The following is a 25065-nucleotide window of genomic DNA, read 5'->3' as shown; positions in this document are numbered from 1 at the left end:
CACCAACCTTGTTTACTTTCGCGGCCCCTAGGGCGGCTGAATATAGGAAGCCACGGCGCTCCCGGCCAGCACACGGCCATCCAGGCTGCGCCTTGAGGGAAAGGAGCATAGCCACTGCGAAAGTCTACCGTTTACAGTTTGCGCGGGAAGGTTCCGATCAACGTTGATGAGCCAGCAAGGAGTAAACAGATTATGCGACGAAAAGGGTTTTCGATCACCCTACTGACCGTGGTTGCCAGCACGGTGCTGGCCGCCTGTAGCGGCGGCGGTAGCACCGCAGCACCCACCACCGTGCCCGCGGCCGCCACCGCAGCGCCTGCTGCCACCGAGGCGCCCGCCGCCACCGAGGCGCCCGCCGCCACCGAGGCACCGGCTGCCACCGAGGCACCGGCTGCCACCACCGAGGCACCGGCTGCCACCGCCGAGGCGAGCGCCACGGCCACCGCTGGCGGCTCGTCGATCGAGGCGCTGGTCGCCAAGGCCCCCTCGATCAGCCAAGAGCTGGCCGACGCCTTCGCCGGCAAGTACAAGGGCACCAAGGTCTCGATCTCCGGCCCCCAGACAGGTGAAGATGCCAACAAGTTTGTCGCCTCGTTCACCGAGTTCGAGGCCCTGACCGGCATCGATGTCGAGTACGAGGGCACCAAAGAGTTCGAGGCCACCATCGGCACCCGCATCGACGGCGGCAACCCGCCGGACATCGCCGACTTCCCCCAGCCGGGCCTGCTGGCCGGCTTCGTGAAGAGCGGCAAGGTGATCGATGTCTCGACCTTCATCAAGAGCGACTGGCTGAAGCAGAACTACAACCAGAGCTACATCGACATCGGCACGATGGACGGCCCCAGCGGCAAGGTCGTGGCGGGCGTGTGGCACCGCGCCTTCCCCAAGAGCCTCGTGTGGTACCCCAAGGCCGCCTTCGACGAGGCTGGCTACAAAGTCCCCGAGACCTGGGAAGACCTGACCAAGCTGATGGACCAGATCGCCACCGACGGTGATACCCCCTGGTGCATCGGCATCGAGTCGGGCGCAGCCACGGGCTGGCCGGCCACCGACTGGACCGAGGAGATGATGCTGCGCACCACCTCGCTGGAGAACTACGACAAGTGGACCAAAGGCGAGCTGCCCTTCACCGACCCGGTCGTGAAGAGCGCCATCACCAAGTGGTCGGACATCTGGTTCAACGACAAGTACGTGTACGGCGGGCGCGCCTCGATTGTGAGCACCAACTTCGGTGACTCGCCCAAGCCCATGTTCGAGAAGCCCGATCCCAAGTGCTGGCTGCACAAGCAGGGCAGCTTCATCACCAGCTTCTTCCCCAAGGATGCCAAGCCGGGCGTAGACTACGGCGTGTTCTACCTGCCGCCGGTCGACCCCCAGTACGGCAAGCCGGTGCTGTTCTCGGGCGACATCATGGCCATGCTGGTCGACCGCCCCGAGGTCCGCGCGGTTGAGTCCTTCCTCAGCTCGGGCGCGTCGGTCGAGGCCTGGGTCAAGTCCGGCGGCGCGACCTCGCCCCACAAGGACTCGGATCTGTCGTGGTACACCAACGACATCGATCGCGACGTGGCCAACATCCTTCAGAACGCCGAGACCCTGCGCTTCGACGGCTCGGACCTGATGCCGGGCGTGGTGGGCGCGGGCACCTTCTGGAAGGGCCTGACCGACTACGTGGCGGGCACGGTCGATCTCGACAAGGCCGCCGAGGAGATCCAGGCTGGCTGGCCGAAGTAGGCAACCTTCGTAGGGGTGTGGCGCTCGCGCCACGCCCCTGTGGCACGCTGCCGCCGCCCTTGAAGCGGCGGCGGGGTACCACGCTTGAGCCGAGTGTGCAGAAACCAACGTCACCCAGCGCAAGGTGCCAAGGGAAAGCTAATGCAACCACGAACAGAGACAAAGCCGCAGCAGCGCGCGGCCACCGAACAGGGCAAAACCGGCCAGATCCTCCTAGCCATCCTCGCGCTCGTCGCCACGTTTGCGGTGCTCTGGCTAGGGTTTGGCTTTCTGCGCGACTACCAGAAAACCCTGCCCAAGATCGTCACCACCATCATCGCGATCATCTGGGGCGTCGGCAGCGTGGCGGCGCTCTTCGCTTCCGCCAACTTTTTAGTCGAGCAGTTTAACGACCAAATCAAAAACGCCGTGCGCCCGTTTATCTTCATTGGGCCTGCGGTCTTCTTACTTGGGTGGTTTCTCTTCCTACCTGTGTTGCGAACCCTCTGGATGAGCCTCTTCAACAGCGACTCGACGCAGTTTGTGGGCCTCACCAACTATGTCTACGCCTTCACCGAGCGCACCATGCTCGAAGCCTTCCGCAACAACCTGCTGTGGATGTTCTTCGGCACGGCGGGCTGCGTGTTCTTCGGCCTGATCGTGGCGGTGCTGGCCGACCGCAGTAACTTTGAGACCCTGGCTAAATCGCTGATCTTCATGCCCATGGCGATCTCGTTCGTGGGCGCAGGCGTGATCTGGCGCTTTATGTACTACTACGCGCCGGCCAACGCTACCCAGATCGGCCTGTTCAACGCCGTGGCCACCAGCCTGGGCGGCCAGCCGCAAGCCTGGACGAGCCAGCTTCAGCCTTGGAACAACCTGTTCCTCATCCTGATCATGATCTGGCTGCAGACCGGCTTCGCCATGGTGGTGTTCTCCTCGGCCATCAAGGGTATCTCCACCGACATCCTAGAGGCCTCGCGCGTGGATGGCGCGAACGAGTGGCAGGTGTTTTTCCAGATCATGATCCCCGCGATCCAGAGCACGATCATCACCGTCACCACCACCATCCTGATCTTCTCGCTCAAAATCTTCGATATCGTGATCGTGATGACCGGCGGCCAGTACGGCACCGAGGTGGTGGCCACCAAGTTCTACCGCGAGTTTGGCGTGAATCGTAACTTTGGGCAGGGCGCGGCGATCGCGATCGTGCTGCTCATCGCTGTGTCGCCGGTGATCTACTACAACCTGCGGCAGCTCGGCAAGCAGGAGGGCTTCAAATGAGTTCCATGGTTTCTCGACCCCGCGCCCGCAGCGCACGCCGCAGCAAGCTGCTGGGCAGCCTGTTTGTCAATGTCGCCCTCGCCCTGATCTGCCTGCTGTGGACTATCCCGACCATCGGCCTGCTGGTCTCGTCGTTCCGCGCACGCGATGATATCAATAGCAGCGGCTGGTGGACGGTGCTGCCCCACCCCGAGATGGTGACGAGCCAGACGATCAAGCTGGATCGCGAGAATACCCCGCTCGACCAGCCGATTGTGCTGACCGAGCTGGGCGGCGCGACCGTGAGCGACGCGCAGCTGCAGGCCGGCACCACCCTGCCCAGCGGCCAGTTTGTGAAGTGGGAGAGCCGCCGCCAGCGCACGGTGGCGGTGCAGAGCAGCCAGATCACCGCCAACGCCCGCTTCACGCTGGAGAATTACCAGAGCGTGCTCACCGGCCAGACGGCGGACAGCAGCGGCAATCTGCGGCCCGAGGCGGGCACCAACTTCGGCAACGCCCTGCTGAACTCGGTGGCGGTGACGGTGCCCTCCACGGTCATCCCCATCCTGATCGCGGCCTTCGCAGCCTATGGCTTCGCCTGGATGCGCTTCCCTGGCCGCAAGATTTTGTTCGCCATCGTGGTGGCGCTGCTGGTGGTGCCGCTGCAGATCGCGCTAGTGCCCATCCTGCGCGACTACGTGAGCCTGAACATCACCGGCACCTACCTGGCGGTCTGGCTGGCCCACAGCGGCTTCGGACTGCCGCTGGCCACCTACCTGCTCTACAACTATATCAGCGAGCTGCCGCGCGAGGTGCTGGAGTCGGCGTTCATCGACGGCGCATCGCCCTTCACCACCTTTATGCGGCTGGTGCTGCCGCTCTCGGTGCCTGCCCTGGCGTCGTTCGCGATCTTCCAGTTCCTCTGGGTCTGGAACGACTACCTGGTGTCGCTGATCTTCATCGGCGCGCAGCCGGATGTGCAGGTGCTCACCATGCTGCTGGCGGGCCTGATCGGCTCGCGCGGGCAGGACTGGCACCTGCTGACGGCGGGCGCGTTCGTGTCCATGCTGCTGCCGCTGATCCTGTTCTTCAGCCTGCAGCGCTACTTTGTGCGCGGCCTGATGGCTGGCTCGGTCAAGGGCTAGGCCACACGCCACTAGGGCATAGCAAAGCGGCCAGGGCGTGGTGCCCTGGCCGCTTTGCTATGCCGCTTGCTAGTGTGCCTCGGCGGTGGCGGTAGGCTCGCCCTCCGAGGTCGTCGGCTCGCCCTCGCTGTGCTTCTCGCCGCCCTCGGCGGCCTCGCCGTGCGACTCTGGCCCCCGCAGCGATGGGCTGACATACCCCGCCGGGGCGGTGGGCTGGGTGCGGTCGTTCTCGGTCCCATCACAGGCGGCTAGGCCCGCCGCCGCCAGCGCCACCAGACCTGCATACGCCAGGTTTTTCCAACGCATCAGAACTGCTCCTCGTGCTGTGCAAGATCATTTGTTTTATGCTGCGAAAGATTGTGCTTTTTTGCACAGTGCCTAAACATAGCATATGTTGGCACGAGATGCAAAGGTCTCTTTCGCGGTCGCTTGCTTACCACCAAGGCTTCAAGGCTCCAAGGGGTTTAAAGGGGCACAAAAGGGGCGACGTGGCGATCCGCTGGCACGCGAGCGCGCCATGCATTGGCTTTTATGTCTGGTTGTCTGGCTCGCTACACCCGTCGTCTGGCTCGCTACACCCGTCGTCTGGCTCGCTACACCCGTCGTCTGGCTCGCTACACCTGTCGTCTGGCTCGCTACACCCGTCGTCTGGCTCGCTACACCCGTCGTCTGGCTCGCTACACCCGTCGTCTGCCCCGCTACACCCGTCGTCTGGCATTTCACCACATAAAAAGCCGCCCCTCGGCACCTAGATGCCAGAGAGGCGGCTTTTCCAAAAAAAGCTAGTCGTCGCTGCCGATCAGGGCGTAGCGATAGTGGTCGGACCACTGGCCATTGATGCGCAGGTAGCGCGGCGCGAGGCCCTCCTGGGTGAAGCCCGACTTCTCGGCCACGCGGATCGAGCGGATGTTGTGCGGCATGATGTTGGCCTCGATGCGGTGCAGGCCCATCTCCTCTAGGCCATACTTGCACACTGCCCGCACGCCCTCGGTCATCAGGCCGCCGCCGCCCACGTGCTCGTCGATCATGTAGCCCAGGTGGCAGCCGTGGAACGCGCCCCGGATGATGTTCGAGAGCGCGATGCTGCCGACCACGCGGGCCAGCGCGGCATCCTCGCGCAGGAACATCCAGAAGCGCACCGAGCGGCCCGCCTGCAGCTCGGCTAGATCGGACTCAAGGCGCTTGGCCTGCCACGCTGCCGTGAAGTAGGCATCTTCCAGTACCGGGCTCCACGGTGCCAGAAAGCTGCGGTTGCGGGCCAGGAAATCGGCCACTGGCTCGGCGTAGCTAGGGTCGAGCGCGGCCAGGGTCAGTCGCTCGGTCTGGATGGTAGGAAGGATGGACATGGCTACAGCTCGTAGATCTCGCCATACTTGCCGCGCAGGTAGCGGATGTATGGGTCGATGCTCAGCGGTCCGCCGGTGACGCGCTGCACCAGCTCGGCGGCGGTATACTTCGCGCCGTGCTGGTAGATGTTGTCCTTCAGCCAGCCGTGCAGCGCCTGATACGATCCGGCCTCCATCTGCGTGTCGATCTCGGGGTGGGCGGCGCGCGCGGCCTCGTAGAACTGCGCGCTGAGGATGTTGCCCAGCGTGTAGCCCTGGAACACGCCGCCGATGTAGCCGCCATACCAGTGGACATCCTGCAGCACGCCCATGCGGTCATCCGGCACAGGGATGCCGATGTCGGCCTTGAAGCGCTCGCGCCAGGCTTCGGGCAGATCCCTCACCGACAGCTTGCCCTCCAGCAGCTGCAGCTCGAAGTCGAAGCGCATCATCACGTGCAGGTTGTAGGTCACCTCGTCGGCGTCGGTGCGGATGAGCGAGCGCTCGACCTTGTTCACCGCGCGGTAGAAGGTCTCCAGCGACACGCCGCCCAGCTGCTCGGGGAACACCGCCTGCAGGCGCGGGTACCAGTAGACCCAGAAGGCGCGGCTGCGGCCCACCAGGTTCTCCCACAGCCGCGACTGGCTCTCGTGCACGCCCGAGGACGCGCCGCCCGCCAGCGGGCTGGCCTCGTAGGCCGGGTTGATGCCCTGCTCGTACATGGCGTGGCCAGCCTCGTGCAGGGTCGAGAACAGCGCGTCGCGCAGGTCGCGCTCCTGCACGCGGGTGGTGATGCGGATATCGCCGATCGAGAAGCTGGTCATAAACGGGTGGTGGGTCTTGTCCTGCCGCCCGCGCTCGAAGTCGTAGCCGTAGGCGCGGATGACCTGCTCGCCGAAGGCCAGCTGCTGGGCCTCGGGGAAGAACTGCAGCGTGCACGACTCGTCGGCGGGCGGCTGGGCCGTGATGGCCTGCACGATCGGCACCAGCTGGGCGCGCAGGTCGGCGAAGGTAGCGCGCACGCTGGAGGCCTTCATACCATAGTCGGACAGGTCGATCAGCGGGTCGGCGATATGCTCGTAGCCGGGGAAGAAGCTGGCGTAGCGGCGGCTCAGCTCCAGCGTCTTCTCTAGCCCGGCCCGCACCATCGAGAAGTCGTTGGCCGGGCGGGCGCGGGTCCAGGTGTCGTACAGCGCCGCCGAGTGGCTAGAGAACTCGGCCACGAACGACGAGGGCACCTGCACCGCACGGTCAAAGTTGCGCTTGGCCACCTCGATCAGGCGGCGGTCGTCGGCATCGCCGGGCAGGCTGGCCGCGTAGGGGGCCAGCTCTTCCAGCAGGGTGCCCAGCTGCTCGTCGGTCAGGCGCTCGTGGGCCAGCTGGGCCAGCAGCGAGATCTGGCGGCCACGGGCCTCGGCACCGCCGGGCGGCATATAGGTGGCCTGGTCCCAGTTCAGCACGGCGGCGGCGTTCTGCAGATCGGCCACCTCGCCAAGACGCCGTCGAAGCTCCTGAAGTTTCGGCTCCATACACACTCCTTTGGCACACCGAGCGCTGGTCGTGCCAGCGCTCGGTGCAAAAATAGAACTATGGGAAGAGGGACGAGCTAGAGCTTGGTAGCGATGCTCTTGCCCTGGAGGAACTGCAGCAGATAGTCGGGGCCGCCCGCCTTCGAGTCGGTGCCCGACATGTTGAAGCCGCCGAAGGGGTGCGCGCCCACCATCGCGCCGGTGATCTTGCGGTTGAAGTACAGGTTCCCCACGTTGAAATCCTCGCGGGCCTGCTGGATGCGGGCTGGGTCGGCGCTGAACAGGCCGCCGGTGAGCGCAAACTCGGTGTTGTTGGCGATCTCCAGCGCCTCGGCGAAATCCTTGGCGCGGATGAAGGCCGTCACCGGGCCGAAGATCTCCTCCTGCGACAGGCGGGCATCGGGCGCGATATCGGCGAAGATCGTGGGCTGCACGAAGAAGCCCTGGGCGTCATCCACCTCGCCGCCCAGCACCAGCCGCCCCTCGCCCCTGCCGATGGCCAGGTAGTGCTGGATCTTCTCGACCGAGCGCTCGTCGATCACCGCGCTGATGTTGGTGGCCTGCTCGGCGGGGTCGCCGATGGTCAGGGCGCTGGCCTTGGCCACGCTTTTCTCCAGCAGCGCGTCGTAGATCGCATCCACCGCCACCACGCGCGAGCAGGCCGAGCACTTCTGGCCCTGGAAGCCGAAGGCCGAGGCCACCACCGCCTGAGCCGCCGCATCTAGGTCGGCGGTCTCATCCACGATCAGCGTATCTTTGCCGCCCATCTCCAGCACGGTGCGCTTCAGCCAGTTCTGGCCGGGCTGCCGCTTGGAGGCGCGCTCGAAGATGCGCAGGCCGGTCTCCTTTGAGCCAGTGAACGAGATAAAGCGGGTCTTGGCGCTATCCACCAGGTAGTCGCCCAGCTCGGCGTCCGCGCCGGTCAGCAGGTTCACCACCCCGGCGGGCAGGCCCACCTCCTCCAGCAGCTCTACGAACTTGTAGGCGATCACCGGCGTGCGCGGCGAGGGCTTGAGCACCACGGTGTTGCCCGCCACCACCGGGGCCACCGTGGTACCCACCGCGATCGCCAGCGGGAAGTTCCACGGCGGGATGACCACGCCCACGCCCAGCGGGATGTAGACGAACTCGTCCTGCTCGCCGGGCAGCGAGTGCACCGGCTGCGGGCCGGAGAAGCGCGCGATCTCCTGGGCGTAGTAGATCAGGAAGTCGATCGCCTCGGCCACATCGGCGTCGGCCTCCACCCAGGTCTTGCTGGATTCGTACACCAGCCAGGCGCAGAAGTCGAACTTGCGCTCGCGCATCAGCTCGGCGGCGCGCAGCAGGTAGCTGGCGCGCTCGGCGGCGGGCACCTTGCGCCAGGTGGCGAAGGCGGCCCCGGCGGCATCCAGCGCGGCCTCGGCATGCTGGCGCTGGCCGCTGGCGGCGTAGCCCACCACCTGCACCTTGCGGGCGGGGTTGTATGACGGCAGGTGCGACTCGGTGGCGACATGCGCGCCGCCGATCACCAGCGGGTAGGTCTTCCCTAGCTGGGCGGCCACGCGGCCCAGCGCCTGGCGCATGGCCTCGGCGTTGGCTGGCTCGCTAAAATTGGTAAACGGCTCGTTGGTAAATGGAGTTGTCATCACGCCCGCTCCTTGCATCGTTTTGCCCGTTGTAGGCGCTAGCCATTATAGCACGCGGCAATCCGGCATCCTGGTTGGGCTGCCCATATCCACCTCTGGATTTGCGGCATAGATGTTGCCCATAGCGCAGCTAGAGATTGTACAGCGGGGAGGTACGATCATGCGGATCAAGATCCACAGCGGGACTATTGGCTTGCTGCTCTTTGGAATTGTGCTACTCTTCCTAGGAGTACTCTTAAGCGTGCGCGGTTGGTTGCCGCTGGCGATCTTCTCCCTCATCCTCGGCCTGTTTTTCTGCGCCGCAGGCATAGGCACCCACGACCACCCACAGCTCTAGCAAGATTGTAGATGTATGTCACTCACCATCCGCCCCGCCCAGATCGACGACGCAGGCGGGCTGGCCGCGCTGCTGCGTAGCATCGAGGGCTTCACCCGCCTGGCCGAGGCCCCCGAGGAAAGCGTACTGACCCAGGTGGCCGAGCAGCTGCAGCACGCGGTGGGCAGCGACCGCCACACCATGCTGGTGGCCCAGCACGGCAGCCAGATCGTCGGGTATGTCGCTATTACATGGATGCCCTGCCTGTTCCTCAAGGGCGGCGAGGGCTTTGTGTCCGAGCTGTTTATCCACGCCAGCGAGCGCGGCCAGGGGCTAGGCGCGCAGCTGCTGGATGCGGCCAAGGCCGAGGCGGCGGCGCGCGGCTGCACCCGCATGGGGCTGCTGAACATGCGCGATCGCGAGTCGTACCAGCGCGGCTTCTACGCCAAGCACGGCTGGGTCGAGCGCGAGAGCGCGGCCAACTTCCTCTATTTCGTCGAGAACGCCTAACATCATGGAAACAACACCCGCCGACCCCACCCCCGCGCCGGATGTGCTGCTCACCCGCCTGGATGACAGCCAGGTGGCGCTGGGCAGCCTCTGGCGCGAGGGGCCGCTGCTGCTCTACTTCATGCGCCACCTGGGATGCGCGCTCTGCCGCGCCCACCTGCGCGAGCTGGTGGATGCCTACCCGCAGTTCCAGCAGCGCGGCCTGCAGGTGGCCGCCATCACCTTCGCCGACCCGGTGAGCACCAGCTTTGTGCGCCAGACCCAGCTGGTGCCCTTCCCGATGTACTACGACATGCCGCGCGCGGTCTACCAGGCGTTTGGTATGTACGAGGGCACGTTTGGCGATGTCCTCAATCTGAACGTGCTGGCCAAGCAGCTGCAGCTCATCCCCAAGGGCTTCATCCCATCCATCGGCCTGCGGGCCAACATCCGCCAGCTGGGCGGCAGCGTGGTGATCGACCGCGCGGGCCTGATCCGCATGCACCACCTGGCCCACCCGATCGACCGCTACCCCACCACCGAGCAGTACCTGGCCGCCCTGGGCTAGGCGGCATATCCACAGCCTGCGGGGTTGCCCCGCAGGCTTTTTTGCGTCCGCAGAATCACAAACAGCTCTATCGAAATTGCCTCTTGACATGTTTTCGATATATCGTTATACTAGCGACATCACTTACCGATATATCGAAATAGACGAAAGGCAGCACACTATGTTTCGACGATTCGCCTATGGCTTCGCTGGCCATGAAGAGGACTGGCCGCGCCTGCGCGAGCACCTGCGCGAGGCCCACCACCACATGCACCATATGCACCACCACATGCGCGGCAACCGCCCGCCGCGCGGCCCGTTCGGCGGCGGCGGCCCCTTTGGCGGCGGCCCGTTCGGCGGCGAGGGCGAAGGCCCAGGGCGGCGCTTCTTCGGGCGCGGCGATCTCAAGTTCGCCCTGCTGGAGCTGCTGAAAGAGCGGCCCATGCACGGCTACGAGATGATGAAGGCGCTGGAGGAGCGCACCGGCGGCCTCTACTCGCCCAGCGCCGGGTCGGTCTACCCCACGCTGCAGATGCTGGAGGACCGCGGCTTCGTCACCATCACCGAGAGCGACGCCAAAAAGGTCTACCAGATCACCGAGCAGGGCCTCAGCTTTTTAGAGGAGAACAAGCCCGAGTTCCCCGGCGGCTTCGGCCCCTTCGGCGGGCGGCCCCCGGTGGAGCACCTGCGCGAGGCCTACGCCGCCGCCCACGCCGAGCACCGCGCGCTCTGGCACGAGCTGCGCAGCCTGCGCCACCTGTTCGGCGCGGCCCTACGCGACGCCAAGCACGATCAGGAGAAGATCCGCAAGCTGCGCGAGGTGATCACCAAGGCCAAGGCCGACCTAGCTGCCGTGCTTGGCGAGGATGTCGGCCCGATCAGCGACCTCTAGACCCAGCCCACGCCCCACACGCATATGCCAGCCCTGCCACACGCAAGGCTGGCATATGCGCGTCCTGCAGCCAGACAACCGTCAGGCAGCCTGCCCAGCACGAATGTTAATGTTGCTCTAGTACATTTCCCCCGCAGACGTGATAGCATATACCCAAGCCGCCAAGGGAATCTGTTGGCTCATCTGAACCTACCCAAATGGCGCGTCACAGTAAAGAAGCCACATGGTATACTATCCCTGCGTCGCGCTACTGGCGGCAGAGCTACCCTGAGGGAGGGTGTTGAACGCATGAGACTCGATCGATTCACAGAGAAAGCGCAAGAGGCATTTCAGGAAGCTCAGGCGATCATGCACGAGCAGCACCACACCCAGCTGGATGTGGAGCACATCTTCCTCGCGATGCTTCGCCAGACCGATGGACTGGCCCGCCGCGCGCTGGAAAAGCTGAACGTCGACCCCGACATGGTCACGCAGCGCGTCGAGCGCGAGCTTGAGAAATCTCCGAAAGTCTATGGCCAGTATGGCTATGGCAACCAAGTATATATCACCCCGCGCACCCAGCGCCTCGTCAAGCGCGCCGAGGAAGAGGCCACCCGCCTCTCGGACCAGTACGTGGGCACCGAGCACCTGCTGATCGCGATCGTGGGCGAGCGCGAGGGCGGCTCGTCGCGCATCCTGAACAACTTCGGCATCGACCAGGAGCGCATCTACCAAGCCCTGATGGACATCCGCGGTAGCCAGCGATCCGACGACCCCACCGCCGAAAACCGCTACGAGGTGCTGGAAAAATACTCCACCGACCTCACCGATCTGGCCAAGAGCGGCGAGCTCGACCCAGTGATCGGGCGCGACGTCGAGATCATGCGCGTGATGCGCATCCTCTCGCGGCGCAGCAAAAACAACCCGGTGCTGGTGGGCGAGACTGGCGTGGGCAAGACGGCGATCGCCGAGGGCCTGGCCCAGAAGATCGTGGCGGGCGACGTGCCCGAGATGCTGCGTGGCAAAAAGGTGCTGTCGCTCGATCTGGCGGGCATGGTCGCCGGATCCAAGTTCCGCGGCGAGTTCGAGGAGCGGCTCAAGGCCGTAATGGACGAGGTGCGCGCCGCCAAAAAGCAGATCATCCTGTTCATCGACGAGCTGCACACCGTGGTGGGCGCTGGCGCGGCATCCGGCGCGATCGATGCATCCAACATGCTCAAGCCCGCCCTGGCGCGCGGCGAGGTGCAGGTGGTAGGCGCGACCACGCTCGAGGAATACCGCAAGCACATCGAGAAGGACGCCGCGCTTGAGCGCCGCTTCAGCCCGGTGTTTGTGGATGAGCCAGATGTCGAGACCACCGTCGAGATGCTGCGCGGCCTGCGCAAGCGCTACGAGGAGCACCACCAGCTCACGATCAGCGACCAGGCCATCGAGGCGGCGGCGCGGCTCTCCAGCCGCTACATCACCGATCGCTTCCTGCCCGACAAGGCCATCGATCTGGTGGACGAGGCCGCCGCCAAGCTGCGCATCGACATCTACTCCATGCCGCCCGAGCTGCGCCAGAAGCAGCTGGAGCTCGACCGCCTGCGCAAGGAAGAGGAGGAATCTGGCCTGCGCCGCGAGTACGAGAAGGCCGCCATCCTGCGCACCCACTACCTCTCGCTGGAGACGGATTTCAACCAGGCCCGCGAGGAGTGGCTGAAGACATCCAACTTGGATGACGTGGTGGATGAGGACGACGTGGCCAGCATCGTGGCCAACTGGACCGGCATCCCCGTGAGCCGCATGCTGGAGACCGAGCGCGAAAAGCTGATCGAGATGGAGGATCGCCTGCACGAGCGGGTGATCGGCCAGCACGACGCGATCGTGGCCCTGGCCGACGCGGTGCGCCGCGCCCGCAGTGGCCTGCGCGACCCGCGCCGCCCGATCGGCTCGTTCATCTTCGTCGGCCCCACCGGCGTGGGCAAGACCGAGCTGGCCAAGGCCCTGGCCGAGTTCATGTTCGACAGCGAGGAGGCCATGACCCGCGTCGACATGTCCGAGTTCCAGGAGCGCCACACAGTCTCGCGGCTGATCGGCGCCCCCCCCGGCTATGTCGGCTACGACGACGCCGGGCACCTGACCGAGAGCATCCGGCGGCGGCCCTACCAGGTGGTACTGTTCGACGAGATCGAGAAGGCCCACCCGGATGTGTTCAACACGCTGCTGCAGCTGCTGGACGACGGGCGGCTGACCGACGGCCAGGGCCACACGGTCGACTTCCGCAACACCATCGTGATCATGACCTCGAACGTGGGTACCGAGCACGTGCGCCAGCAGCGCATCGGCCTGGTGCGCACCCACGATCAGAGCGCCGAGTCGCAGGCCCGCGAGCACGTGAACGAGGCGCTGCGCGAGGCCTTCCGCCCCGAGTTCCTGAACCGCATCGACGATGTGATCGTGTTCAACCCGCTCACCGAGCCGGAGCTGACGCAGATCATCGACCTGCAGGTGAAGGATGTGGCCCAGCGCATGCACGAGCAGGGCATGGGGCTGGAACTGACCACCAGCGCCAAGGCGCTGCTGGTGCGCGAGGGCTACCACCCGGCCTACGGTGCGCGCCCGCTGCGCCGCACCGTGCAGCGACTGGTCGAGACACCGCTCTCGCGCTCGCTGCTGAAGGGCGAGTTCCAAGCCGGCGATACCGTGGTGGTCGATGTGGAGAACGGGCGGCTGATCTTCACCAAGCGCGAGACGCTGGAGCTGAATCAGAAGAGCCCGGCGGAGCCGATTGCCTAGCGATACAAAAAGTCCCAGCGCCTTTTTCCAAGGCGCTGGGACTTTTTATATGCCTGCTTGCAGAAAGCGCGGCAAAAACAAACAGCCAGCGCTTTCGCGCTGGCTGTAGCTGGCGGAGCCGACGGGACTTGAACCCGCCACCTGAACCTTGACAGGGTTCCATGCAAACCACTACACCACGGCTCCACTGTGGTGACCCCAGCGGGATTCGAACCCGCGGTCTTCACCTTGAGAGGGTGACGTCCTAGGCCGCTAGACGATGGGGCCACGAAATCTCATCTGTTTGTTATTTCGTGTGTCGCTTAACGACGTGGAGGATTATAGCAGGGTCTCATCGATCTGTCAAATCGGGTCTCTGCGTTCTCATTCGGCAGAACGTTTTACCACCAAGGCTCCAAGACACCAAGGAACAAAGGGAACAAATAACCACGAAGACACGAAGGCGCGAAGTTTTCCCGCCTTCGTGTCTTCGTGTCTTCGTGGTAGAAAAGCGCCTAGCGGCGCTCGTAGTTGGGGGCCTCCTTCGTGATGGTCACATCGTGCGGGTGGCTCTCGATCAGGCCTGCGCCGGTGATGCGCACGAAGCGCGCGTCGCTGCGCAGCCGCTCGATGCTGGGCGCGCCCACATAGCCCATGCCCGAGCGCAGGCCGCCCGTGAGCTGGAACACGGTGTCGGAGATCGGGCCTTTGTAGGCCACCATGCCCTCGATGCCCTCGGCCACCAGCTTGCGGTTGTCGCTGGTGGCCTGGAAGTAGCGGTCGCGGCTGCCGCGCTGCATAGCCCCGATCGAGCCCATGCCGCGGTAGGTCTTGTAGGCGCGGCCCTCGTAGAGGATCTTCTCGCCGGGGCTCTCGTCGGTGCCCGCGAAGAGCGAGCCGATCATCACGGTGTGCGCGCCAGCCGCCAGGGCCTTGACAATGTCGCCCGAGTACTTGATGCCGCCGTCGGCGATCACTGGGATGCCTAGGTGCTCGACCGCGCGGGCGCACTCGGTGATCGCGGTGATCTGGGGCATGCCAGCGCCACTCACCACGCGGGTGGTGCAGATGCTGCCCGGCCCCTGGCCGATCTTGATCGCGTCCACGCCGCGCTCGGCCAGGGCCAGCGCGCCCGCGCCGGTGGAGACATTGCCCGCCACCAGCTGCACGTCGGGGAAGCGCTCGCGCACGCGGGCCACCGAATCCAGAGTGCCCTGGTTGTGGCCGTGGGCGGTGTCGATCACCAGCGCATCCACGCCCACGCGGATCAGCGCCTCGGCCCGCGCCAAGAAGTCGCCGCCTGCGCCGATAGCAGCGCCCACCAGCAGCCGACCCTTGGCGTCCTTGGCCGCGTTGGGATGCTCGATCTGCTTCATGATATCCTTGACGGTGATCATGCCCGAGAGCTTGCCGCGCTTGTCGACCACCAGCACCTTCTCGATGCGGTGCTTGTGCAGCGACTCCTTGGCCTGATCCAGCGTGGTGCCCTCGGGCACCGTCACAAGCTCGTCTGCAGTCATCAGCTCGCTGACCCTGCGCGACATATCGGTCTCGAAGCGCAGATCGCGGTTGGTGATGATGCCGACCAGCTCGCCCTCGTCGGTAGTGACAGGGATGCCCGAGATGCGGTACTCGGACATCATCGCGTGGGCGTCGCCCACCGTCTTATCGGGGCTGATGGTGATCGGGTCGACGATCATGCCGCTCTCCGAGCGCTTGACCTTGCGCACCATCTCGGCCTGCTCTTCGATCGACATGTTCTTGTGGATGAAGCCCAGGCCACCCTCGCGGGCTAGCGCGATGGCCAGGCGGTGCTCGGTGACAGTGTCCATGGCCGAGCTGACAATCGGGATATTCAGCCGGAGCCTGCGGGTAAACTGCGTTCCGAGATCTGCCTCATGCGGCAGCACCTGCGAATGGGCCGGGATCAGAAGCACATCATCGAATGTCAGACCCTCACGCGCGTACTTGTCATCCCAATCAATAGACATTACCACTACCTCCTCGCATGATACGGGCCAAATGTATGAAAAGGCCCCCCACGCGCAGGCGCAGAGGGCAGGCCATGATGACCGCCAGGTGGGAGATCGCTGTGTTGTGCCTGGTGTTTCTCAGCATCTCCATACGAATACGGCTGCTGTCGCCCGCGCAGCAGGCCAACAACAGCCGTGGTTTTGCTATTCCTGACACTGTACCGCGAAGTGCGGAGGCTGTCAACTCACGGCCACCAGCCCGGCTGGGTCGGGGCTGGCCTGCTTGGCGCGCTCCTCATCTAGCAGCACGCGCTTGAGCACCTTGCCCACCATGGTCTTGGGCAGCGTGGCGCGGAACTCGACGGCGCGCGGCACCTTGTAAGGGGCGAGGTGCTGGCGGCAGAAGCTGCGGATCTCGTCTTCGGTGGGCTGCTCGCCCTGGCGGGGCACGATGTAGGCCTTCACGGTGTCGTCGCCGCGCACGGGGTTGGGCACGCCCAGCACCACCGCCTCTTCGACCTTGGGGTGCATGTACAGCACCTCCTCGACCTCGCGCGGCAGAATCTTGAAGCCCGAGGCAATAATCATATCTTTCTTGCGGTCGACGATGAAGAAGTAGCCGTCTTCATCCACCGTGCAGACATCGCCGGTGTGCAGCCAGCCATCCTCATCAATCATCACCTTGGTCTCGTCGGGCTGGCCCCAGTAGCCCTGCATCACCTGGGGGCCGCGCACCGCCAGCTCGCCCTGGCCCTGGCCGGGCGCAAGCTCGCTGCCGTCCTCCAGGCTCACCAGCTTGGCCTCTACGCCGGGCAGCGGCACGCCGATCGAGCCGCGCTTGCGCTGGCCAAACACCGGATTGCAGTGCGTCACCGGCGAGGCCTCGGTGAGGCCATAGCCCTCGACCAGCCGCCCGCCAGTGAGCGCCCCGAAGCGCTCCTGCACCTCCATGGGCAGCGGGGCCGAGCCGCTGATACAGGCCCGCACCGAGCTGAGATCGTAGCTGCCGATCTCGCTGTGGTTGACAATATTGATATACATGGCGGGTACGCCGGGGAAGATCGTGGCGCGGGTCTTCTGGATGACCGTCATCACATTATCGATCGGCCGTGGGTTGGGCACGATCACCAGCGCCGCGCCGATCGAGAGGCCGAACAGCATGGCCACCGTCATACCGTACACGTGGAAGAACGGGATGGCCGACATCATCTTCTCCTCGCCGGGGCGGGCGGATGGCAGCCATGCGTGGATCTGGTAGGTGTTGGCCACCAGGTTGCGGTGGCTGAGCATGGCTGCCTTGGGGATGCCGGTGGTGCCGCCGGTGTACTGGAACAGCGCGGTATCGTCGGGCGTGATCTCGGGCGCGGGCGCGGCGGGGTGGGGCGCATCCAGCAGCGCCTGGAAGAGGTGCAGATCGGGGCCGGGCCGCACATCTACCCAGTCGTCGCCACGGTGCAGCTTGGCCCACACCAGCAGCCGCGTGGGCGGCGCGAGCGTATCGTAGATGTTGGAGACCACCACGCGCTTCAGCGGCGTGTGCTGCTGGATCTCCTGCAGGCGCGGGTAGAAGATATTCAGCAGGATGATCGTCTCCGCGCCGGAGTCACACAGCTGGTGCTGAAGCTCGCGCGGGGTGTAGGTGGGGTTGTGGTTCACCACTATCGCGCCCAGCCGCATGGTGGCGAAGAAGGCGATCACGAACTGCGGCGAGTTGGGCAGCATCAGCGCCACGCGGTCGCCCTTGCGCACGCCCAGGGCGTAGAGCGCGGCGGCGAAGCGCTCGACCAGCTGGTGCAGGCGGCCATAGGTGAGCGACCCGCCCACGGCGACGCGCTGCCCAAGGATATAGCTGAGCACAAAGTCGGTGGCCACGTGGTAGGGGTACTTGCGGGCGCTCTCGGCAAGCAGGTCGCTGAGGGTGGACTCGGGGTAGCTGAAGGTGTCCGTAATCGACGGCTCGTAGTGTGAAAGCCAGATCTTCTCCACTGTGCTGCTCCTCTTCATTGAGATAGCGGGCAGCGCCGAGGCGCTGCCCTGCGCCAGTAGGACGGGGCCGAAGCCTAGACGTCTTCGCGCAGCCAGCCGCGCTCGCGCGCGATGAACTTAATGGTCGCGTCATCCGGCGGGTAGAGACCGGCGGCCTGGTACGCATAGGCCAGCAGGGCGGCCCCGCCGACCACGCCAAGGCCCACGCCGATGATGAACAACAAAGCATTAAGCGCTGTACGCATGATGTTCTCCTCTATAAGCCATACGATAAACGGCTTTGCGACAGGTATCATACCGCACGGGTATCAGTAGCGTCAACCTCTGGTTTGTTTTGCCAGCCCGTGGGGTGCGGCGCGCAGCCCGATCGGGCTAGGCAGGCGCGGCCCAGCGGCCAGCGGGGCCGCGAGGATGGGCTGGCCGCTGGGCGCGGCGCTGGCCCCCGCAGGCTCCAGCGTCACCATCAGCTGGGTGTAGGTCTCGGCGATCGGCGCGGGGGCGGCGCACAGCACCATGGCCGCGCCGCTGGCATCCACGGTGAAGCTGGCCGACGCCACAGGGGTATCGCCCTGGGCAAACCAGATCTGGTAGACCTGGCCCGCGGCCAGCGGCGGCATGCCCGCCACCTGCAGCAGCGCCTGGCGCTGGCCCGGCTGGGTGTAGAGCGTGGCCTGCATGCCGCCCTGGGCGGGCAGCGTATGGCGCAGCGTGCGCAGATCACCCATAAATGTGGCAGCCTGCTGCTGGGCGTGGGCGTGGGCCAGGTAGCGCTGCCCGGCGGGTACGCCCAGCGCCACCACCAGCGCCACCGCCAGCAGGGCTAGGCCCCCACGGCGGCGCAGCAGGCTGGCGCGCACACGGCGCATCAGCCTGCGCTTAAGCGCGTGCGGCGGCCCAGCCAGGGGCGCGCCTGCGTGGCCTGCCACGCTGCGCAGAAATGACTCGGCCTCGTGGCGGCACTGGGGGCATAGGGCCAGATGCCGCGCAACCACCTGCCGCTCACGATCATCAAGCACGCCGAGCACATATCCTGGAATAAACTCGGTTGGATGTGTGTTCATGGGGCCATTTCCGATAGAGAAACGTGTGCTGGGCATAAAGCCTAAGTATCGTAAGCTGCTATCAAACTGCGATTCTTGCTAGATTTCATAGCGCTATGAGATGGTCAGAATATCTCGGCAGTATTGATCCTTTCATAGCAGTGATTAGCGATATAGACACATCGCTTCAAATATTTCCCAAGAAAAATACGCCTTGTCGTGCAGATGATCTCCCATTCCTGTGCCCTTGATACGTTTTCTTTCGTCTTGTGGATGTTCCCGATACCAAAAAAGCGAAGGATCTTCCCAAAATATCACCCTAACCGCTATACACCCATTGTGCTGTGGGTACGATCCGCTGCTGAGATCGATAGCCAGAGTTGTGCTCTCTGCGATGTAATCTATACTTGACATTCAAGCCGGGACACGGTAGAGTATATGTAATCTAAACTTTACACAAGGATCTTATGGCCGTACAAAATCGCGTCCGCGAGATGCGCACGCATCGGGGGATGACGCAGCAGGCGCTGGCAGAAGCCACCCGCGTCACACGCCAGACCATCATCGCCGTTGAGCAGGGTAAATTCGTGCCCTCGGTGAAGCTGGCGCTTGAGCTGGCGGCAGCACTGCACACGCCAATCGGCGAGCTCTTCTGGCTCGCCAACCATACAGGAGAAGATCATGACTAGCTATTACATCAGCCGGGTGTCTATTGCGGTTGGGATGGGGGCTATCGCCTGGATGGCAGGCTCGCCCTGGTGGGCGGGGCTGGCGATCGCCGTCGCTGTAGGCGGGCTGTTTTTGTGGGCACCGCACAGCGGCAGGTACACCGTGCAGCCCGCAAAAGGCGCGGCACCGCTTCGGTGCGACGAGCGGGGGCGGCAGATCATGCTCGTGGCAGCAAGAAATGCGCTGCTGGCAAGCAGCCTGGCCCTGGCAGGTGGCATGATCTACGCCGCCCTTGCCGAGATCACGACCATGCCGGTGAGCCTGCTGGGGCTGCCGCTCGGCATCGCCACAGCCAGCTATATCGCATCGGATCTATGGCTGCGCCATAGTTAAATGAGCGGCGGCTGAGACATAAAAAAGCGAGGTGGGAAATCCCACCTCGCTTTTACTATCGCGATGGGGCTAGCTATTCTCCTGATCGTGCGGCTCGACGATCAGGAGGCAGTCGAATAGCTCCTGGGCGGTGAAGGGCTTGCGCAGCACAGGCAGATCGTAGCTCTGCACCAGCGCATCGATCCGATCGTTGCGGATCTCGCCAGTCATCAGCACCACGATCGGCGGGTGCTTGGGGCAGATCTGCTGGATCTGCTGGTAGAAGTCCCACTCGTCGATATCCTGCAGCTTCAGATCGCACAGCACCGCGTGGTAGGGCTGCTCGCGCAGCATATCGAAGGCCTGCCCTGCCCGCTGGGCCACCGCCACATCCCAGCCTTTGCGGGCCAGCAGCCTGCTCACAAAATCGAGCACAAACGGCTCGCTGTCCATCACCAGCACGCTGCCGCTGGCACCGCCATCGTTGCTGGCGGGGACGGGGATGCCCTCGCGCACCACCGGCAGCGCGATCCGGAAGGTGCTGCCCTCGCCCGGGTGGCTGCTGTAGACCAGGCTGCCGCCGTGCTGCGACACGATGCCGTAGGAGATCGCCAGGCTCAGCCCCGCGCCCTGGCCCACCGGCCTGGTGGTGAAGAAGGGCTGGAACAGCCGCACCTGCAGCTCGGAGGGGATGCCCACGCCGGTATCCATCACATCGATCATCACCAGGCTGCCAGTGTCCGACTGCCATGCGCCTAGGCTCTCACCTAGCAGGGGCGGCGCGAGCACCGGCGGATCTTGGCGGAAGACCCGCAGCGCGATGCGCGGCATCGGGCGGCCCTGCACCGCGTGCTCGGCGTTCTGGATCAGGTTGAGCAGCACGTGCTGGATCTGCGAGCCATCCACCCACAGCATGGGCAGATTTAGCCCGTAGCTCACCTCAACCTGGATGCCATGATTCTGCAGATCGGCGCGCTTGAGGTCGAGCACCCGCTCGACCAGATCGCGCGGCTTGTACCAGTCCTCCTCGATCTTGCCCTGGCGCGCAAACGAGATCAGGCTCTGCACGATCCGCCGGGCGCGCTGGGCGCCCTCGATGATCTGGGTGACCGCGCGGCGGTCGTCGGAGTGGTCGAGGGTAGGAAGCAGCTCGGCGTTGCCGAGGATGATGCCCAGCGGGTTGTTCAGCTCGTGGGCCACGCCGGCCACCAGCTCGCCCAGCGATGCCAGGCGCGAGGCCTGCACCAGCTGGGCCTGGGTGGTTGCAAGCCGATCATAGGCGGTGCGCAGCTCGGTGATTACCTGCAGGCGGGCCAGCTCGGCGCGGCGGATGCGCAGCAGCGCCCGCACGCGCGCCATCAGCTCGTCGGAGTGAAAGGGCTTGGTGAGGAAATCGTCGGCACCGGCATCCAGGCCAGCAACACGATCGGCCAGGGCGTTGCGCGCGGTCAGCATCAGGATGGGCAGAAAGCTCTCCTCGCGGCGGGATTTTATCTCGTGGCAGAGCTGATCGCCGGGGGTATCGGGAAGCATCCAGTCGAGGATCACTAGATCGACCGCCTGCGACTCCAGCACGTGGCGCGCCTGGGCGGCAGAGCCAGCGGTCGCGGTCTGGTATCCCCCATCTTGGAGCAAGAAGACAATAAGTTCGGAGATGTGCAGATCGTCCTCAACCACAAGGACCATGCTATTCGGAGTCATAGTTGCTCCAGATCTGCGAAAATGGTAGGCGGCTCTATCGGCGCATCTCTCGCATGATGTGCAGCTAGGGTATGATCGAACGCGAGGTGGGCAAAGCAGCAGGCAGCCCCATATTGGCACGCTACAGCATCTATTGTACCACAGTCGATCTGGAAAATAATAGCTGTTATGTTTATGCTACGCTCATCCTAGCAGTCGTCACTTTCCGCTCGCCCATGCTACAATAGCGCCATGGCACAACTTCAGCTTATTGATACCCACGCCCACCTACACACCGAGCAATTCGGCCCCGACCGCGACATGGTATTCGCCCGCGCCGCCGAGGCCGGGGTGCAGCGCCTGATCGAGATCGGCTACGACCTCGACTCGTCGCGGGCGGCGGTGGCGCTGGCCGAGCAGCACCCGCACATGTACGCCGTGGTTGGCATCCAGCCCCACTATGCGATTGAGGCCGACGCCGCCTGGCTGGCCGAGGTGCGCCGCCTGGCCGCGCACCCCAAGGTGGTGGCCATCGGCGAGATCGGGCTGGACTACCACTGGGACCGCGCGCCCCACGCCGACCAGGAGCGGCTGTTCCGCGAGCAGCTGGCGCTGGCCCGCGAGCTGGGGCTGCCGGTGGTCATCCACAGCCGCGACGCCAAGGAAGATACCATCCGCATCCTGGGCGACGCCGCGCGCGGCCAGCCCGGCGTGATGCACTCGTTCTCGGGCGACTGGGACTACGCCGCCGCCTGCCTGGATGTGGGCTTCTACCTCTCGCTCAGCGGCCCGGTGACTTTCCCCAAGGCCACTGAGCTACACGAGGTGGCCCGCCGCGCGCCGCTCGACCGCATCCTGACCGAGACCGACAGCCCCTACCTCTCGCCCCACCCACGCCGAGGCAAGCGCAACGAGCCTGCCAACGTGCGGCTGGTGGCCGAGCGCATCGCCGCCCTGCGCGAGCTGCCGCTGGAGGCGCTGGCCGAGGCGGTGTGGCGCAACGCCGAGGCGCTCTTTCGCTTCCGCGACTAACCCTCTCGCACATCGGCGGTCTGGCAGCGCAGGCGGGGCCGCCACAGACACGGAGCACGCACCATGATCGCCACCCGACCGCCGGCCCAGCCCTATGTCCCATGGTACCAGCGGGTAGCGCTGCCCGAGCTGCTGCCCAGCGCGCTAATGGCTGCGCTCATGCTGTGGAGCGTGATCCAGAGCATCGCCCAGGCCAACTGGGCCGACGGCCTAGGCGTGCTGGTGCTGGTGGCGCTGCCCGCCCTGCTGGTGGGGCTGGTATTCGCGCGGCTGGCCTGGCTGCCCGGCTGGCTGGCCCACTGGCTGAGCGCCACCCTAGGCGTGGCCTGGGCGGTGCAGTGCGTGGGGCCGCTGCTGCAGGCCGAGGTCGCCACCGCCTACGGCCAGACCATGGGCGAGCGCCTGGGCAGCTGGAGCGACCGCGGCAGCGAGATCGTGCTGCGCACTATGAGCCTGGTGCGGATCGTGCAGGCGGGCGGGCGCGGCGAGGACATCGTGCTGTTCATCGTGGCGCTCTCGCTGCTGTCGTGGGCGCTGGGCTACGCCACCAGCTGGATGCTGTTCCGCGCCCGCTGGACATGGCCCGCCGTGCTGATCAACGCCGTGGTCATCTTGGTCAACTACACCTACACCGCACCCAAGCCCACCACGCTGTTCTTCATCTTTCTCAGCGCCGCGCTGCTGCTGATCGTGCACCAGCAGATCGTGGCCCAGCAGCGCCTGTGGAGCGCGGCCCTGATCGACTTCCCCGAGTGGATGCCGCTGCGCTTTGTGATGGCCGCCTCGCTGGTGGTGGGCGGCACCGCGCTGATCACTAGTATCCTGCCGGGCGAGGTCAGCATCGCCCAGGCGGCGCGCACCTGGCAGGTGATGAGCGCCCCCTTCACCACGCTGCGCGAGAGCTGGGAGACCGCGTTCAGCACTATCAACGCGCCGCCGGGCACCACCGGCAGCGGCTTCTTCACACGCTCGATGCGGGTGGGCGGCGCGCGATCGCTGGGCGACGAGGTGGTGATGCAGGTGCAGTCCGACGAGTTCGACTACTGGCGGGCGATCACCCGCGACCGCTACACCGGGCGCACCTGGGAGAACACCGTGGGCGAGGCCGCCCGCGCCCAGGTGGGCGCGACCACCGCCGAGGGCGCGCGCACCCCGCTCGACCCCGGCGCGCTGGCCAGCCTGCCGCAGGAGCTGCTGGGGCGCACCCTGATCACGCAGACGGTGACGCTGAGCAGCGACCGCGCCGACAGCATGCTGGTGATGGGCGGGCAGTTCCGCTCGGCGGGTATCCCCACGCTGGTCGAGCACACCTTCGACGCCACTAGCACGCCGCCGCTGCCCAACTTCGAGGAGACCTCGGGCGTGTTCTCGCAGACGCCGCTGCAGGCCACCCAGGTCTACACGGTGGCCTCGTACCTCTCCACCGTCGATCAGGCTAGCCTGCGCGCCGCTGGCGAGGCCTACCCCGACTGGGTGCGCACGCGCTACCTGCAGCTGCCCGAGACGATGAGCCAGCGCGTGGCCGAGCAGGCCCACCAGATCGTGCGGCAAGCCAGCGCCACTAGCCCCTACGATAAGGCCGTGGCCATCCAGGCCTTCCTGCGCACCTACGTCTACGACGAGAAGCGCCAGGCCCCGCCGACCGACACCGACTGGGCCGACTACTTCATCTTCGAGAGCAAGCGCGGCTACTGCGACGACTTCGCCACGGCCATGATCGTGATGCTGCGGGCCGAGGGCGTGCCCGCGCGGCTGGCCCAGGGCTACGCGGGCGGCAGCTTCGACCAGGATCTGGGGGCCTATGTGGTGCGCGAGAGCGTGGCCCACAGCTGGCCCGAGGTCTACTTCCCCGGCTTCGGCTGGCAGCGCTTCGAGCCGACCCCCGCATCCTACGCCGATCTGCCGGTGCGCCCAGCGGTGAGCCTCACCGCCACGCCGCTGGCCAGCACCACACCGCTCACATCCACCAGCACCCTGGGCGACCGCGAGCGCGAGGATCTGGAGCTGCAGCAGCGCATCCCCGCCCCTGGCGGCCCCATCCCGCAGGCCGACGCAGCCCAGCAGCGGGCGCTGGCCACCGCGCTGGCCATCCTGGCCGCGCTCGGCGCGCTGGTGGCGCTGTTCTTCATCCTGCTCAATATTGGCCTGCGCGGCCTCTCGCCCACGGCGGCGATCTACACCCGCCTGGCGCGGCTGGCTGGGTGGGCTGGCATCCGCCACGAGCCGCACCTGACCCCCGCCGAGTACGGCCAGCGCATCGGCGAGGCCTTGCCCGAGCAGCGCGAGGCGGTCAACCAGATTGTAGGCAGCTATGTGCGCGAGCGCTACAAGGGCAGCACGGCCAGCTCGCCGGTGGAGCGGGCATGGCAGGCGCTGCGCCCCGCCCTGATCGGGCATATGCTCGCGCGCCCCTTCCAGGCGCTGCGCCCGCCGAAGGGCCGAGGCTAGCCACAGCAGGCAGCTGGATGCGCGGGGGTCGACCAGGGCATTGCTTGAGGCGTTGCCAGTTGGCCCCCGCGTTTGTGCGCACCGCCTATGCCGCAGGGGCGGGCGCGATACATGCTTGATCTACACGCTCTAGGTTAGGTGTCTTTCCATCCCCAGCCCTCGTCCACTCAGCCCTAGACCATCGTCCACTGCCCCCGGCCAGGGGTGTGGCCCCTGGCCGCCAAGTTTGGGCGTTCCTCTGCTGGCCGCTGGCGGCTGGTGTTCGTGCATAGGGCCAGTGTGCGCCAG

Annotated in this window: 20 protein-coding genes and 2 tRNA genes; 11 read left to right on the top strand and 11 right to left on the bottom strand. The window is 65.5% G+C overall.

The window, feature by feature from the left end; genetic code table 11:
* Positions 1–192: 192 nt before the first annotated feature.
* The 3 genes from F8S13_13735 (at position 193) to F8S13_13725 (ending at position 4118) form a co-directional block, all read left to right on the top strand.
* Positions 193–1731, top strand: coding sequence for a carbohydrate ABC transporter substrate-binding protein (locus F8S13_13735; protein ID KAB8142612.1), 1539 nt, complete (start codon positions 193–195; stop codon positions 1729–1731).
* 141 nt (positions 1732–1872) lie between these two features.
* A complete protein-coding gene (locus F8S13_13730; protein KAB8142611.1) occupies positions 1873–2994 on the top strand; it encodes a sugar ABC transporter permease in 1122 nt (373 codons plus the stop codon).
* On the top strand, positions 2991–4118 hold the full coding sequence (locus F8S13_13725) for a carbohydrate ABC transporter permease (GenBank protein KAB8142610.1): 1128 nt from the start codon (positions 2991–2993) through the stop codon (positions 4116–4118). Before F8S13_13730 ends, F8S13_13725 begins: the two co-directional genes overlap by 4 nt.
* A 69-nt stretch (positions 4119–4187) precedes the next feature.
* Here F8S13_13725 and F8S13_13720 read toward each other — a convergent pair whose 3' ends face one another.
* The 4 genes from F8S13_13720 to pruA form a co-directional block, all read right to left on the bottom strand.
* Positions 4188–4424: a hypothetical protein gene (locus tag F8S13_13720; GenBank protein ID KAB8142609.1), complete on the bottom strand. Its 237-nt coding sequence runs from the start codon at positions 4422–4424 to the stop codon at positions 4188–4190.
* 476 nt (positions 4425–4900) lie between these two features.
* On the bottom strand, positions 4901–5464 hold the full coding sequence (locus F8S13_13715; GenBank protein ID KAB8142608.1) for a GNAT family N-acetyltransferase: 564 nt from the start codon (positions 5462–5464) through the stop codon (positions 4901–4903).
* A 2-nt stretch (positions 5465–5466) separates the two neighbouring features.
* Entirely contained in the window at positions 5467–6972 is a 1506-nt protein-coding gene (locus tag F8S13_13710; GenBank protein KAB8142607.1) for a carboxypeptidase M32, read from the bottom strand.
* Positions 6973–7049: 77 nt separating this feature from the next.
* Positions 7050–8597 carry an L-glutamate gamma-semialdehyde dehydrogenase gene (gene pruA, locus F8S13_13705; protein ID KAB8142606.1) on the bottom strand — a complete coding sequence of 516 codons (1548 nt, stop codon included), beginning with the start codon at positions 8595–8597 and terminating at the stop codon, positions 7050–7052.
* 352 nt (positions 8598–8949) lie between these two features.
* On the opposite strand from pruA, the gene F8S13_13700 reads away from it, so the two are divergent.
* From F8S13_13700 to F8S13_13685, 4 genes are all read left to right on the top strand, one after another.
* The gene (locus F8S13_13700) at positions 8950–9423 is read left to right on the top strand and encodes a GNAT family N-acetyltransferase (GenBank protein ID KAB8142605.1); all 474 of its coding nucleotides are present in this window, start codon (positions 8950–8952) and stop codon (positions 9421–9423) included.
* Positions 9424–9427: 4 nt separating this feature from the next.
* A complete protein-coding gene (locus tag F8S13_13695) occupies positions 9428–9970 on the top strand; it encodes an AhpC/TSA family protein (protein KAB8142604.1) in 543 nt (180 codons plus the stop codon).
* Between the two features lie 247 nt (positions 9971–10217).
* Positions 10218–10841, top strand: coding sequence for a PadR family transcriptional regulator (locus F8S13_13690; GenBank protein ID KAB8142767.1), 624 nt, complete (start codon positions 10218–10220; stop codon positions 10839–10841).
* A gap of 288 nt (positions 10842–11129) precedes the next feature.
* On the top strand, positions 11130–13598 hold the full coding sequence (locus F8S13_13685) for an AAA domain-containing protein (GenBank protein KAB8142603.1): 2469 nt from the start codon (positions 11130–11132) through the stop codon (positions 13596–13598).
* A gap of 110 nt (positions 13599–13708) precedes the next feature.
* Here the strand turns inward: F8S13_13685 and F8S13_13680 are convergent.
* The 6 genes from F8S13_13680 to F8S13_13655 form a co-directional block, all read right to left on the bottom strand.
* Positions 13709–13784: transfer RNA gene (locus F8S13_13680), tRNA-Asp, on the bottom strand.
* A 4-nt stretch (positions 13785–13788) separates the two neighbouring features.
* Positions 13789–13865 (bottom strand) — tRNA-Glu (locus F8S13_13675).
* A 227-nt stretch (positions 13866–14092) separates the two neighbouring features.
* Positions 14093–15568, bottom strand: a complete 1476-nt coding sequence (guaB, locus tag F8S13_13670; protein KAB8142602.1) for an IMP dehydrogenase — start codon at positions 15566–15568, stop codon at positions 14093–14095.
* Positions 15569–15790: 222 nt separating this feature from the next.
* Positions 15791–17554 carry a long-chain fatty acid--CoA ligase gene (locus tag F8S13_13665; GenBank protein KAB8142601.1) on the bottom strand — a complete coding sequence of 588 codons (1764 nt, stop codon included), beginning with the start codon at positions 17552–17554 and terminating at the stop codon, positions 15791–15793.
* Between the two features lie 56 nt (positions 17555–17610).
* Positions 17611–17781, bottom strand: coding sequence for a hypothetical protein (locus tag F8S13_13660; protein KAB8142600.1), 171 nt, complete (start codon positions 17779–17781; stop codon positions 17611–17613).
* A gap of 72 nt (positions 17782–17853) precedes the next feature.
* Positions 17854–18633 carry an anti-sigma factor gene (locus tag F8S13_13655; protein ID KAB8142599.1) on the bottom strand — a complete coding sequence of 260 codons (780 nt, stop codon included), beginning with the start codon at positions 18631–18633 and terminating at the stop codon, positions 17854–17856.
* A gap of 410 nt (positions 18634–19043) precedes the next feature.
* Here F8S13_13655 and F8S13_13650 point away from each other — a divergent pair, with 410 nt between their 5' ends.
* On the top strand, positions 19044–19265 hold the full coding sequence (locus F8S13_13650) for a helix-turn-helix transcriptional regulator (protein ID KAB8142598.1): 222 nt from the start codon (positions 19044–19046) through the stop codon (positions 19263–19265).
* Positions 19258–19638 (top strand): hypothetical protein, encoded by a 381-nt coding sequence (locus tag F8S13_13645; GenBank protein KAB8142597.1) that lies wholly within the window; start codon positions 19258–19260, stop codon positions 19636–19638. Before F8S13_13650 ends, F8S13_13645 begins: the two co-directional genes overlap by 8 nt.
* 69 nt (positions 19639–19707) lie before the next feature.
* On the opposite strand, the gene F8S13_13640 is transcribed toward F8S13_13645, so the two are convergent.
* Entirely contained in the window at positions 19708–21318 is a 1611-nt protein-coding gene (locus F8S13_13640; GenBank protein ID KAB8142596.1) for a response regulator, read from the bottom strand.
* Between the two features lie 231 nt (positions 21319–21549).
* Here F8S13_13640 and F8S13_13635 point away from each other — a divergent pair, with 231 nt between their 5' ends.
* Positions 21550–22329 carry a TatD family deoxyribonuclease gene (locus tag F8S13_13635; GenBank protein ID KAB8142595.1) on the top strand — a complete coding sequence of 260 codons (780 nt, stop codon included), beginning with the start codon at positions 21550–21552 and terminating at the stop codon, positions 22327–22329.
* A gap of 63 nt (positions 22330–22392) precedes the next feature.
* A complete protein-coding gene (locus F8S13_13630; GenBank protein ID KAB8142594.1) occupies positions 22393–24777 on the top strand; it encodes a transglutaminase domain-containing protein in 2385 nt (794 codons plus the stop codon).
* The last annotated feature ends 288 nt before the right edge of the window (positions 24778–25065 follow it).

Source organism: Chloroflexia bacterium SDU3-3, assembly GCA_009268125.1.
Lineage (GTDB): Bacteria > Chloroflexota > Chloroflexia > Chloroflexales > Roseiflexaceae > SDU3-3.
Note: the sequence above shows the minus strand (reverse complement) of the source record. Positions and strands in the feature narration are given on the sequence as shown.